The organism is Streptomyces xanthophaeus (assembly GCF_030440515.1).
Classification (GTDB): domain Bacteria; phylum Actinomycetota; class Actinomycetes; order Streptomycetales; family Streptomycetaceae; genus Streptomyces; species Streptomyces kutzneri.
In genome coordinates, this window is sequence record NZ_CP076543.1 from 7,560,906 (window position 1) to 7,574,197 (window position 13,292).

10 protein-coding genes and 2 pseudogenes are annotated in these 13,292 nt (G+C 73.2%); 8 read left to right on the forward strand and 4 right to left on the reverse strand.

Features of this window, described 5'->3' with window-relative positions; genetic code table 11:
- The first annotated feature begins 234 nt into the window (after window positions 1-234).
- From KO717_RS33795 to KO717_RS33830, 8 genes and pseudogenes are all read left to right on the forward strand, one after another.
- Complete coding sequence (locus tag KO717_RS33795; RefSeq protein WP_301373267.1) at window positions 235-678, forward strand: ATP-binding protein; 444 nt, start codon at window positions 235-237, stop codon at window positions 676-678.
- A 135-nt stretch (window positions 679-813) separates the two neighbouring features.
- Window positions 814-2,457, forward strand: a pseudogene (locus KO717_RS33800) (AMP-binding protein); the annotation flags it as partial.
- Between the two features lie 144 nt (window positions 2,458-2,601).
- Window positions 2,602-2,970 (forward strand): annotated as a pseudogene (locus tag KO717_RS33805) (acyl-CoA thioesterase); the annotation flags it as partial.
- Complete coding sequence (locus KO717_RS33810) at window positions 2,952-5,255, forward strand: FAD-dependent monooxygenase (RefSeq protein ID WP_301373269.1); 2,304 nt, start codon at window positions 2,952-2,954, stop codon at window positions 5,253-5,255. The pseudogene KO717_RS33805 and the gene KO717_RS33810, both read left to right, overlap by 19 nt.
- A gap of 19 nt (window positions 5,256-5,274) precedes the next feature.
- Window positions 5,275-6,315, forward strand: a complete 1,041-nt coding sequence (locus KO717_RS33815) for a carbon-nitrogen hydrolase family protein (RefSeq protein WP_301373271.1) — start codon at window positions 5,275-5,277, stop codon at window positions 6,313-6,315.
- Window positions 6,312-7,424 (forward strand): cupin domain-containing protein, encoded by a 1,113-nt coding sequence (locus KO717_RS33820; protein ID WP_301373272.1) that lies wholly within the window; start codon window positions 6,312-6,314, stop codon window positions 7,422-7,424. The genes KO717_RS33815 and KO717_RS33820 overlap by 4 nt, the downstream gene beginning before the upstream one ends.
- A 121-nt stretch (window positions 7,425-7,545) precedes the next feature.
- A complete protein-coding gene (locus KO717_RS33825; RefSeq protein ID WP_301373274.1) occupies window positions 7,546-8,451 on the forward strand; it encodes a fumarylacetoacetate hydrolase family protein in 906 nt (301 codons plus the stop codon).
- A gap of 80 nt (window positions 8,452-8,531) precedes the next feature.
- The gene (locus KO717_RS33830) at window positions 8,532-9,257 is read left to right on the forward strand and encodes a maleate cis-trans isomerase family protein (protein ID WP_301374924.1); all 726 of its coding nucleotides are present in this window, start codon (window positions 8,532-8,534) and stop codon (window positions 9,255-9,257) included.
- A gap of 69 nt (window positions 9,258-9,326) precedes the next feature.
- Here KO717_RS33830 and KO717_RS33835 read toward each other — a convergent pair whose 3' ends face one another.
- From KO717_RS33835 to KO717_RS33850, 4 genes are all read right to left on the reverse strand, one after another.
- Window positions 9,327-10,382, reverse strand: a complete 1,056-nt coding sequence (locus tag KO717_RS33835) for an alcohol dehydrogenase catalytic domain-containing protein (protein ID WP_301373275.1) — start codon at window positions 10,380-10,382, stop codon at window positions 9,327-9,329.
- A 42-nt stretch (window positions 10,383-10,424) separates the two neighbouring features.
- Window positions 10,425-11,279: a DMT family transporter gene (locus KO717_RS33840; RefSeq protein ID WP_301373276.1), complete on the reverse strand. Its 855-nt coding sequence runs from the start codon at window positions 11,277-11,279 to the stop codon at window positions 10,425-10,427.
- Window positions 11,280-11,453: 174 nt separating this feature from the next.
- A complete protein-coding gene (locus KO717_RS33845; RefSeq protein WP_301373277.1) occupies window positions 11,454-12,251 on the reverse strand; it encodes an ATP-grasp domain-containing protein in 798 nt (265 codons plus the stop codon).
- Window positions 12,248-13,153, reverse strand: coding sequence for an ATP-grasp domain-containing protein (locus tag KO717_RS33850; protein ID WP_301373279.1), 906 nt, complete (start codon window positions 13,151-13,153; stop codon window positions 12,248-12,250). The genes KO717_RS33845 and KO717_RS33850 overlap by 4 nt, the downstream gene beginning before the upstream one ends.
- Window positions 13,154-13,292 lie beyond the last annotated feature (139 nt).

Genomic DNA, 13,292 nt, shown 5'->3' on the forward strand with positions numbered 1-13,292 from the left:
GCGGTGTCCCGGTGGAGCGGTTGCTGTGTGACCGGTGGGGCGGACGCAGGCTTCGCGTCGTTTGTCCGGAATGCTTGCGTGAGCCACCGGGGGCGGCGTAGCGTGTTACACGTGTAATCAAGGACTCTAGCGACGCGTTTCCGCTGACCACAAGCCCAGAAACGATCCAGATTCGGGATCAGTTACACGAGCTACTGCAGTGGCGGCGCCGCCTTCCCCCTTCGGGAGCGCCTCATGCTCACCATCGCCGACACCCATGCGGTTCCTGCGGTCCGCAGCTTCGTCCACTGGGTCTCCGACCCGGTCGCAGCGAGTGTTCCGCAGGTCAGGTCCCGGGTGCGCGCCACCCTCGACGCCTGGCGGGTCCCCGCCGACGTGGTGGACGCCCTGCTGCTGGCCGTCAGTGAACTCGTCGGCAACGTCGTCCGGCATGCGGGCGGTGCCGGGCGGATGCGGGTCGCCGTCGCGGAGGCGGGCGGCTGGCTCCGGCTGGAGGTCGCCGACCGGGGTGCCGGCCTGCCGCGGCTGCCCGCGCCCCGGTCGGAGGTCGACCCGGAGTCCGAGGACGGGCGCGGGCTGCTCATGGTGCAGCTGCTGACGGCCGAACTCGGCGGTGAACTCTCCGTCGTGGCACATGAGTTCGGCAAGGCGATCCAGGTGCGCGTCCCCGTCTCCTGAGTCCTGTCGCAGGCGCCCGGAAGGTGCCCGAGGGGCTCCCGGGCCGTCTCGATATAGCGAGATGTTGACGAGCGCCAAATATTCGACATACCGTGCACCCATCTCCCCGCTGCTCCCTGATTGAGGTGCCGCCCCATGGAGCTCTCCCCTTCCGCGTACGCCGATTCCTTCTGTCGTGATCGGCTTCCGCCCTTCCCCCTCTGGCCCGAACTCCACTTCGAACTACCGGAGTTGGAGTACCCGGACCGGCTCAACTGCGCCCAGCGCCTGCTCGACGACGCCGTCGAGCGGCACGGCCCCGACCGCCCCTGTCTGCTCACCCCGACCGAGCGCTGGACCTACGGCGAACTGCAGCACCGCGCCAACCAGGTCGCCCAGGTCCTGACCGAGGACTTCGGCCTCCGGCCCGGCAACCGCGTCCTGTTGCGCGGCCCCAACAACCCCTGGCTCGTCGCCGCCTGGTTCGGCGTCCTCAAGGCCGGCGGGGTCGCCGTCACCACCATGCCGCTGCTGCGGGCCGGAGAACTCGCCGAGCTCACCGACATCAGCCGGCCCTCGCTCGCCCTGTGCGACCACCGCTACGCCGACGAGCTCGACCCGGGCCGCCGCCCCGGTCTGCCCGACCTGCCGGTCCTCACCTACGGGGGTCCCGCGCCGGAGGACCTGGCCGCGCGCTGCACCGCCAAGGACGGCCGGTTCACCACCGTGGTCACGGCCGCGGACGACGTGGCACTGATCGCCTTCACCTCCGGCACCACCGGACGCCCGAAGGCGACCCTGCACTTCCACCGCGACGTCCTGGCCAACGCCGACACCTTCTCCCGACACGTCCTCAAACCCCGCCCGGACGACGTCTTCACCGGCACACCGCCGCTCGCCTTCACGTTCGGGCTCGGCGGGCTGGTGGTCTTCCCCCTGCACGCCGGGGCCGCGACCCTGCTGATCGAGCAGGCCGCCCCGCTGCAGCTGGCCGACCTCGTCGCGGAGCACGGTGTGACCGTGCTGTTCACCGCGCCCACGGCCTACCGCGCGATCATGGAGGCGGGGGCGGTGGACCGGCTTGCCGGGCTGCGTCGCTGCGTGTCCGCCGGCGAACCGCTCCCGGCCGCGGTGTGGCACGAGTTCCACGCCGCCACCGGCCTGCGCATCATCGACGGCATCGGCGCCACCGAGATGCTGCACGTCTTCATCTCCGCGGCCGACGAGGACATCCGGCCCGGTTCCACCGGCCGCCCCGTTCCGGGCTACCGCGCCGCCGTCGTCGACGAGAACGGAGACCCCGTTCCCGACGGGCAGCCCGGCCTCCTCGCGGTCACCGGTCCCACCGGATGCCGTTACCTGGAGGATCCGCGCCAGGCCTCGTACGTCAGGAACGGCTGGAACATCACCGGCGACACCTACATCCGCGACGCGGAGGGCTACTTCTGGTACGTCGCCCGCAGCGACGACATGATCGTCTCCTCCGGTTACAACATCGCGGGCCCGGAGGTCGAGAAGGCCCTCCTCACCCACCCGCACGTCGAGGAGTGCGCGGTCGTCGGGGCCCCCGACGCCCGGCGCGGCATGCTCGTGAAGGCGTACGTCGTCCTCGGCGCCGGTGTCCCGGCCGACGGGGCGACCGTCCGCGAACTCCAGACCCACGTCAAGCAGACCATCGCCCCGTACAAGTACCCGCGTGCCGTCGAGTTCGTCACCGCGCTCCCGCGCACCGGCACCGGCAAGCTCCGGCGCGGTGAACTGCGGGAACGCGCCCGCACCGAAGCCGCCCCCACCCCCGGTCCCGCCCTCGGCCCCGGCCCCGCCTCCGGCGCGGCGCCCGCCCCGGCGCCCGCCGAGCCGGCCCGCATCGTCGTCGAACGCCGCGTCGAGTGGACCGACACCGACGCGGCCGGCCACTACCACCACTCCACCGTCGTGCGCTGGGTCGAGGCGGCCGAGGCCGTCCTGCTCGACCGCCTGGGCCTCTCGCACCTGTTCGGCAGCACGCCCCGGGTCCACTTCGAGGCCGACTACCGGGCCCGCCTCTGGTTCGGGGAAGCCGTGCGCACCGAGCTCGAGGTCACCAAGGTCGGCACGGCCTCCCTGCACTACGCCTTCACCGTACGGGGCGCGCAGGGCGGCGAGGCGGCCACCGGCCGCATGGTCATCGCCCACTCCGCCGCCCACGCCACCGGGTCGACCCCCTGGCCCGCCGAGGTACGGGACCTGCTCGGCACGGCCGGACCGCAGCAACCGGAACTACTCACCACCGCACCATCGGCAGGAGGCACGCCGTGCGCGTCGCAGTCATAGGAGGAGGGCCCGGCGGACTGTACTTCGCGGCCCTCACCAAGCAGCTCTCCCCGCACTGGGAGGTCACCGTCTGGGAACGCAACGCCCCCGACGATACCTTCGGCTTCGGGGTCGTCTTCTCCGACGAGACGCTCGACGGCATCGCCCAGGCCGACCGCGAGATCTACGAGGCGATGTCGGCCGAGTTCGCCCGCTGGGCCGACATCGACGTCCGCCACCGGGGGAGCACCCTCACCTCGGGCGGCCACGGCTTCGCCGCCCTCGGCCGGCAGCACCTCCTGCGGATCCTCCAGCAGCGCTGCGCCGACCTGGCGGTGGACGTCCGCTACCGCACCCAGTCCCCGCCCGCGGCCGAACTCGCCGCCGACTACGACCTGGTGGTGGCGTGCGACGGCGTACGGTCGGCCACCCGCGCCGCGTACGCCGACACCTTCGCCCCCGACCTCGACGAGCGCTCCGGCCGCTACATGTGGCTCGGCACGGACAAGGTCTTCGAGGCCTTCACCTTCATCGTCGACGAGCAGGACTTCGGCACCCTCCAGGTGCACGCCTACCCCTACGACGCCACCCGCTCCACCTTCATCGTGGAGATGGCGGAGGACGCGTGGCGGCGCGCCGGCTTCGAGGAGTTCGCCGACCGCGACCATCCGCCCGGCACCAGCGACGAGGACAGCATCCGGCGCTGCGAGGAACTCCTCGCGGGCCACCTCGACGGCCACCGCCTGATCCCCAACAATTCCAAGTGGCTGCGCTTCACCACGGTCCGCAACAAGACCTGGCGGCACGAGAACGTCGTCCTGCTCGGCGACGCCGCCCACACCGCGCACTTCTCCATCGGCTCCGGCACCAAGCTCGCCATGGAGGACGCCCTCGTGCTCGCGGCCAGCCTGCACGAGCACCCGGACGTGCCGACCGCCCTCGCCGCCTACGAGGACGAGCGCAGGCCGGTGGTGGAATCCACCCAGCGCGCGGCCCAGGCCAGCCTGGAGTGGTTCGAGCACATCGACCGGTACACCGGCCAGGACCCGCACCAGTTCGCCTTCAACCTCCTCACCCGCAGCCGCCGCGTCACCTACGACAACCTGCGCGTGCGCGACGAGGGCTTCACCACCGCGGTCAACCGCTCCTCGGCCGTGCCGCCGATGTTCCGCCCCTACCAGCTGGGCGGACTGCTGCTGCGCAACCGGGTCGTCGTACCGCCCACCGCCCTGCACACCGCGCGCGACGGGGTCCCCGGCGACTTCGACCTCGTCCACCTCAGCACGCAGGCCATCGGCGGCGCCGGGCTGGTCCTCGCCGGAATGACGGCCGTCAGCGCCGACGGCCGGGCCACCCCCGGCTGCCCCGGACTGTGGAACGACGCACAGGAGGCGGCCTGGCGGCGCCTCACCGACTTCGTCCACGGCCAGACCGACACCTGCCTCGGCATCCAGCTCACCCACGCCGGACGCCGCGCCGCCACCCACGGCGGCGGGCAGCCGGTCGCCGCGTCGGCGCTGCCCTGGGACGAGCGCGGCCCGGTGCCGCGCGAGGCCGACCGGGCCGACATGGACGCCCTCGTACGGGACTTCGTGGCCGCGGCCGCGCGGGCCGACCGGGCGGGCTTCGACGCGCTGGAACTCCAGTACGGGCACGGGCACCTGCTGTCGGGCTTCCTGTCCCCACTGACCAACCTGCGCACCGACGAGTACGGCGGCGATCCGGACGGCCGGCTGCGGTTCCCCCTCGAAGTGCTGCGCGCCGTACGGGAGGTGTGGCCGGCCGGCAAGGCGCTCCTCGTGCGGATCTCCGCCGCCGACTGGGCCGAGGGCGGTACCACCGAGGCCGACGCGGTCGTCATCGCCCGCGCGCTGGCCGAGGCCGGCGCCGACGGGATCGACGTCTCCACCGGCGAGGTCGTCGCCCACGAGAAGCCCCGCTACGGCCGCAGCTACCAGACCCCGTACGCCGACCTCATCCGCAACGCCACCGGGGTCCCCACCATCGCCGTCGGCGCGATCTCCACGTACGACGACGTGAACTCGATCATCCTGGCCGGCCGGGCGGACCTGTGCGGCGTCGGCCGCGCCCAGCTCCACGACCCGCTGTGGACCCTGCACGCCGCGGCCGCCCAGGGCTACCAGGGGCCGGCCGCGCCCTGGGCACGCGCCTGGCGGGCGGGCAGCGGGCGCCCGCCGTCGGCGCGGACCGACCGGATCCCGTCGCGCCTCGAACTCCTGCGGCAGCCCGCCGAGTCTGTCCACCGCCGCTGGCTGCCCCGCGCGGCCGTACCCGCCCACCGATGAGCCCGAGGTGCCCACGCACATGAACAGGGACCACCTGCCCCGCTTCACGGCGGCGGCCGTCCAGGCCGCGCCCGTCTACCTCGATCCCGCCGCCACCGTCGACAAGGCCGTCGCCCTGATCGCCGAGGCCGCAGAGAACGGCGCCGAACTCGTCGTCTTCCCCGAGGTGTTCGTCCCCGGCTACCCCTACTGGAACTGGACGATGAACCCGGTCCAGGGCTCGCCCTGGTTCGAGCGGCTCCAGCGCGCCTCCGTCGACATCCCCGGCCCGCACGTCGGCCGCCTGCGCGCGGCGGCCCGCCGGCACGGCGTCGTCCTCGTCATCGGGGTCAACGAGCGGGCCGCGCACAGCCTCGGCGTCCTCTACAACACGCTGCTCACCATCGGACCGGACGGCGAACTCCTCGGCGTGCACCGCAAGCTGGTGCCGACCTGGGCCGAGAAGCTCACCTGGACCGGCGGCGACGGCAGCTCGCTGGTCGTCCACGACACACCCGTCGGCCCGCTCGGCGCGCTGGCCTGCGGCGAGAACACCAACACCCTGGCCCGCTTCGCCCTCCTCGCACAGGGCGAACTCGTCCACGCCTCCTGCTACATCGCCCTGCCCGTCGCCCCCGCCGACTACGACATGGCCGACGCGATCGCCGTCCGCACCGCCGCCCACAGCTTCGAGGGCAAGGTCTTCTCCGTCGTGGCCTGTTCCACCATCTCCCCGGAGATCGTGGACGCCCTCGCCGGGGACGACGAGGAGCTGCGGAAGCAGTTCACGCGCCCGCGCAGCGCCCTGTCCGGGATCTTCGGCCCCGACGGCCGCCCGGTCACCGAGCCCCTCGTCGACGAGGAGGGGATCGTCTACGGGGAGATCGACCTCGCCCGGTGCATCCAGCCCAAGCAGATGCACGACATCGTCGGTCACTACAACCGCTTCGACGTCTTCCGCCTCGAAGTGGACAACCGCCCCAGGCCGCCGGTCACCTTCACCGCGCCCACCGCGCCTGCCGTGCCCGCCGCGGCGTTCACCGCTCCCGCCGCTCCCGCCGCTTCCGAGGAGGACGTATGACCATCGAGCAGGATGACACCATGCTCGGCCGTGCCCGGGTGTCCGACACTCCCGAACTCACCGCGTACTACGAGGAGCTCGGCACGCTCGACGCGGGCGCACTGTGGACCGTCGCCAACGACATCGAGCCCTGGTACCCCCAGCCCCGGTCCGTGCCCGTGCTGTGGCGCTACGCGGACCTGCGCCCCCTGGTCCACAAGGCCCTCGGCCTCGTCGCGGGCGACGACGCCGGCCGCCGGGTCGTCATGCTCGTCAACCCGGGCCGCAAGGAGGTCAGCGCCGCCGCCGGACTCCTCTACACCGGGCTCCAGATCATGGGCCCCGGCGAGGCCATGACCGCCCACCGCCACCAGGCCGCGGCCCTGCGCTTCGTCCACGAGGGCACCGGTGCCTGGACGATCGTCGACGGCCAGAAGCTGAAGGTCGGCCCCCGCGACTTCGCGATCACCCCCAACGGCACCTGGCACGAGCACGGCAACGACGCCGACGACGCCCCCGTCATCTGGCAGGACGGTCTCGACATCCCCCTGGTCAACGCCCTGGACGCCGGGTTCTACGAGGTCCACCCCGAGCTGTACCAGACCCCGGGGAAGGTCATCAACTCCTCCGTTCTGACGTACGGCGCGAACCTGCTGCCCTATGGCGTGGAGAAGTGGACCAGGCCGTACTCTCCGCTGCTCGCCTACCCCTGGGAGCCCACCTACGAGGCCCTGCGCAATCTGGCCAAGGCGACCGAGGGCTCCCCGTACGACGGGGTCATCGCCGAATACACCAACCCGGTCACCGGCGGCCCGGTCATGCCCACCATGGGCGCCCACATGCAGCTGCTGCGCCCCGGCCAGGCCACCCTCGCCCACCGGCACACCGGCTCGGTGATCTACACGGCGGCCAAGGGCCACGGTGTCTCGGTGATCGCCGGACAGCGCTTCGAGTGGAAGCAGGGCGACATCTTCTGCGTCCCCTCCTGGGCCTGGCACGAGCACCACAACCTCGACGAGTCCGAGGACGCCTGCCTCTTCTCCTTCAACGACTTCCCCGTCATGCGCTCGCTCGGCTTCCACCGGGAAGAGGCGTACGCCGACAACGGCGGCCACCAGCCCACCACCTGAACCGCTCCGCCGTACCGGACGCCGCCGGCCCTGACACCGGCCCCGGTACGGCGGAGCACCGGCCGAGTGCCGCCACCGGACCACCCCCGCGCACCCTCCCCCTCATATGCAAGGAGCCCCCATGCGGTTGCTCAGCTACACCCTCGACGATGCTTCCGTGCGTCTCGGCGCGCAGGTCGACGACCTCGTCGTGGACCTCACCACCCTGGCCCGGCGGGCCGACGTGCAACTGCCCCCGGACCTGCTGTCCCTCATCCGGGCCGGCGCTGCCGCCCAGGAGGCCGCACGCGGACTGCTGGCCGCCGGACCCGCGGCCTGGCCCGCCGAGGCCGTCCACCGGATCGAGGACGTGTCCCTGCAGGCCCCCCTGCGCCCCGGCAAGATCATCGGCGTCGGACTCAACTACATCGAGCACGTCGAGGAGTCCAGCCGCAGCCTCGACACCGACAAGGACCTGCCGCCGCGCCCCGTCCTCTTCGGCAAGCCCGCCACCGCCGTCACCGGCCCCGGAGCACCGATCCTGCACAACGCCGACCTGACCACCCAGCTGGACTGGGAGTGCGAACTGGCCGTCGTCATCGGCCGCCCCGCCTTCCGGGTGAGCGAGGAGGAGGCGTACGACCACATCTTCGGCTTCAGCATCGTCAACGACATCAGCGCCCGCGACCAGCGCCGCTCCGGCCAGTGGTTCTTCTCCAAGGGCCAGGACTCCTACGCCCCCTTCGGCCCGGTGGTCGTCACCCGCGACGCGATCCCCGACCCGATGGCCCTCGACCTCTCGCTGCGCGTCAACGGCGTCACCAAGCAGAAGTCGAACACCCGGCACATGCTCTTCCCCATCGCCCGCCTCATCGCCGACATCAGCTCCGGCATGACCCTGGAGCCCGGCGACGTCATCGCCACGGGCTCACCGTCCGGCGTCGGCGCCGGCATGGTCCCGCCCGAGTTCCTGCGCCCCGGTGACACCGTCGAGGCCACGGTCGAAGGCATCGGCACCCTGACCAACCCCGTCGTCGACGCCCGCTGACCCCGCCCGGACAAGAAGGAGTGCCCGTGTCACCCCGCACCTACCGCATCGGCCAGATCGTGCCGAGCTCCAACGTCACCATGGAGACCGAGGTCCCGGCCATCCTCCGGGCCCGCCAGGCCGTCGTGCCCGACGAGCGCTTCACCTTCCACTCCAGCCGCATGCGCATGACCCATGTGACGCCGGAGCAGCTGAGGGCCATGGACGCCGACTCCGACCGCTGCGCCGTCGAACTCTCCGACGCACGGGTCGACGTACTGGGCTACGCCTGCCTGGTCGCCATCATGAGCATGGGCCTCGGCTACCACCGCACCTCCGAGGAGCGCCTGCACCTTCGTACGGTGGAGAACGGAGCCGCCGCCCCCGTCGTCACCAGCGCCGGAGCCCTCGTCCACGGGCTGCACACCATCGGCGCCCGGAAGATCGTGCTGCTGGCCCCCTACATGCGCCCGCTCACGCGGACCGTCGTGGACTACCTGACGCACGAGGGCATCGAGGTCCTCGACCACCAGGCCCTCGAAATCCCCGACAACCTCGACGTTGCCGCCCACGACCCGGCCCGGCTGCCGGGTCTCGCGCGGGCCCTGGAGTACGCCGACGCGGATGCGGTCGTGCTCTCCGCGTGCGTGCAGATGCCCTCGCTCGGCGCCATCGAGGAGGCCGAGCAGCTCCTGGGCAAGCCGGTGGTGTCCGCGGCGGTCTGCACGGCCCACCAGATGCTCCGGTCCCTGGACCTGGACGCGGTGGCCCCGGGCGCGGGCCACCTGCTGTCGGGCAAGTACGCGCGAACCCCGCTGCCTGGGTAGCCGGTACGGCGCGGGAGCGCCGGCCGCGAGGCCGGCGCTCCCCGGCCACCCGATCCGGGCGACCGCGGTTCAGCCCCGGGCGCCCGATCCCGGGAGGATGATCGTGACCCCGCGCCCGGCCGCCGTACCCATGGCGGCCAGGGCCGCCGGGGCCGCGTCGAGCGGGATCGTCGAGGTGACCAGCAGGTCCGGCCGCAGCACCCCACCCCGGACCATCTCCATCATCGGCGGGTAGGCGTGCGCCGCCATGCCGTGACTCCCGAGGACCTCCAGCTCCCAGCCGATCACCCGGTCCATCGGCAGGGCCGCCGCGCCGGCCGCCGCGGGCAGCAATCCCACCTGCACGTGCCGCCCGCGCCGGCGCAGCCCGGCCACCGAGGCCGCCGCCGTCTCCGGTGATCCCAGCGCGTCCAGCGACAGGTGCGCGCCCCCGCCGGTCGCCTCCCGGACCGCCTGCGCGGTGTCGACGCCGTCCCAAGCGTCCACGCACGTCACGGCGCCGAACGTCCGCGCCAGATCGAGCGCCCCCGGCGCCGTGTCCACCGCGACCACCCGGGCCCCGGCCGCCGCCGCGATCATCACGGCGGAGAGCCCCACGCCACCACAGCCGTACACGGAAACCCATTCGCCCGCCGCCACCCGGCCCCGCGCCACCACCGCCCGGAACGCCGTCGCGAAACGGCAGCCGAGACCGGCCGCCGTCGCGTACGAGAGCTCCTCGGGCACCGCCACCAGATTCACGTCGGCGTGGTCCAGGGCCACGTACTCGGCGAAGGACCCCCAGTGCGTGAACCCGGGCTGTGTCTGGCGCGCGCACACCTGGTGGTCACCGGCAGCGCAGTCGGCGCAGCTGCCGCAGGCGCACACGAACGGCGCCGTGACCCGGTCGCCGACCCGCCAGTTCATGACGCCGGTCCCCACGGCCTCGACCACACCCGCGAGTTCGTGCCCGGGGACGTGCGGCAGCACGATGTCCGGATCGTGCCCCATCCAGCCGTGCCAGTCGCTGCGGCACAGCCCGGTGGCCTCCACCCGCACCACCACCCCGCCCGCCGGCGGACCCGGCTCCGCCACCTCCCGTACCTCGGCCTGCTCGCCGTACCGCTCGAAGACCACCGCTCGCATGGATCCCGCCCTCCGCTCGACCGACCGTCACGCTACCCGGCCTCAGGGCGCGCCCTCCCCGGCCCGGGCCAGCGCCAGGACGCCCGCGCAGATCAAGCCGATGCCCAGCAGCTGGGGGAGCAGCCACCAGCCCGACCGCAGGTGTTCCTCGTACAGCACCACCCCCAGCGCGATGCTGATGCTCGCGTCGCCGAGGGTCAGCGCGGGCTGCGAGGCCACCAGCGGGCCGCCCTGCATGGCGTGTTCCAGCAGGAGCAGGGCGCAGATGCCGCTCGCCCCGAAGGCGTACGTCTCCCAGGTGGTCAGGAAGGCGACGAAGCCGTCGTCGTCGAGGACGTGCACCGCGGACTTCATCAGCGCGGCGGTGAGCGCGTAACAGACGGCGGTGGCGGCGCCGAGGCAGCCGGCCCGGGCGCGGCCGGGCGGGAGGCGCAGTCCGGCCACGGCCAGGGCGGCCACGACGACCGCGCTCGCAGCCAGGGCCACCACCCAGCGCTCGGCCGGCACGTCCGTCCGGTTGCCCATGGGCGAGGCGGCCACGAGGGCGACCCCGAGCCCGGCCACCACCCCCGCCACGGCCAGCCACAGCGCCCGCGGCAGCCGCTGGCGGGTCATCAGCGAGGCGATCAGCAGCGCGAGCGGCAGCTCCAGCACGAACAGCGGCTGTACGAGGGCCAGCGCGCCGGTGGCCAGCGCGAGGGCCTGCCCGGCCCCCGCCGCGATCACGGCCAGGATGCCGCCGATCCACAGGGGGCGCCGCAGCAGATCGAGGACCAGACCGAGGCGGAAGCCGTCGCTCTGCGGCACGGTGAGCGCGGCGCGCCGCTGGAGCACGGTGGCGAGCGCGTTGCTGAACGCCGCGAACAGCGCGAAGAGGACCGGCAGGACGACGCCCATGCCCCGATCCTCACGGTGCCCGCCGCCCCTCCGTGCCACGACACCGGGCCACGGCCGTGACGCCCGGCGCATTCCCCCGTCCGGACCTAGGGGGTGTCTTGCCGATCATGCCGGGCCCGGCCCGCCCGGCACCGGACGCCGCGGGCTCGGCCGACAAGATCCGAAAGAGACGGCCTAGGCGCGCCCCGTGGCCCGCCGCAGGGCCAGTGCCGCGAGGGCCTCCGGGGCGCCGGCCTGGCCCCGGATCCCGGGGAAGGCGTTGATGTCCACGATCAGCGGTGTCCCGCCGCCGGTGTCGATGATGTCCACGCCGTAGACGTCCAGCGCGAACACCGTGCCCACCTCGCGCACCAGACCGGCCCAGCCGGACGGCAGTTCCGCCAGGGGCAGGGGCCGGGTCGGGCCACGGCCGCCGGGGGAGAGCTCGGACCGGCGCAGGGCCGAGAAGACCTGGTCCCCTATGGCCCACAGCTTGTGGTCCCAGCCGCTGTTGGGCGCGTACTCCTGCACCACGACCGGCTCGTCCGGCCATTCCCGCGCCAGCTCCCGCAGGCGTGTCACGTCGTCGACGCGGGCGACGAGGTCGCCGCGGCGGCTGCGCCGGCTCTTGACCACCACGGGGGCGTCGAGCCGGGCCCCGGCCGCCCAGGCCCCGAGGGAGTCGTGCGTACGGGTCGCGGCGAAGGGCAGCCCGGCCCGCAGGGCGAGTTCGGCCATCTCCGTACGGTCCTGGCACAGCGCGGTGGCCGAGGCCGAGTTCACCACGGCCGCCCCCCGCCGTTCCAGGTAGCGGGCCAGACCCAGCGCGTGCGGTGTCCGCGACTTCAGCAGGTACACCTCGGCGAGCGGCAGCGGCACGTCCCCGAGGGTGAGCGGATCGAGGGCCTCGACCGCGTGTTCCGGGGCCAGCAGGGCCATGGTGTCCGCCAGCAGCGGATGCCCCGGATCCGGGGTGATCAGGCCGATCTTCACGCGCCGTCGCCCCCCACGGCCGAGACCTGCGCCGGGATCGACAGGGGCAGCGGGTACGGCAGCGCCACGGGCGCCGGCGGCTGCGCGGAACCGCCCGCCCGCGCCAGCTCCAGGACCGCCCGGGCCACCCGCGCGGCCGCGTCCGGCACCTGACGGAAGCTCGGGAAGTCGTTCACGTCGACGACCACCGGCCCGTCCGGGCCCAGCAGCACGTCCACCCCGTACAGGTCCAGCCCGTAGACCGCCCCCACCTGCGCGGCGATCGCCGCCACCTCGGCCGACAGCGGCACGCGGCGCTCCCGCACCGAGGGGTCCGGGTGCAGCGGCGAGCACCGCTCGGTCGCGAACAGCTCCCCGCCGACCGCGTACACCTTGATGTCCGTCCCCGAGTTGGGCACGTACGGCTGGGCGATGAGCAGCCCCTCGCCCGCGAGCCCGGGCAGCAGCGACTCCAGCCGCTCCGGCGAGGACACCAGGTGCACGGCCCGCCCGGAACTGCCGTCGGCGGGCTTGACGACGAGCGGGTACTCCGCCGCCGGGATCTCCCTGAGCAGCTCGGGGCGGGCCACGGCGTACGTCGGCGGCAGCGGGAGCCCCCGGCCGCGCCCGAGGGCGGCGGCCAGCGCCTTGTCCCGTACGCCGCGGATCGACCGGGCGTCGTTGACGGTGGTCGTCCCGGCCGCGGCGGCGGCTTCGAGCAGGGTCAGACCCGGGCCGCCGGACACCGTCTTGAGGACCCAGGCGTCGTGCGCGCCCGCGTCCACCACCTCGGTCATGCGCAGGAGCGAGCCGCCCGGCCGTACGACGTCCACGCCGTGCCCCCACGCCGTCAGCTGCCGGATCACCTCGTTCGGCATGCCGTCGTGGCGGTAGTGCTCCTCCACCAGGAAGCAGAGCCTCATGGACCTTCCCCATATTCCCCGGACGTCCGCCGATTCCGTCCGGCGAGTCATGACGTCACAGGATGTCATGGACCGCAATGTGATGATCGGTCCGGCTGTGGGCTTCCTTGTTACGCTGCCCGCTTCGGATCGACGGGGG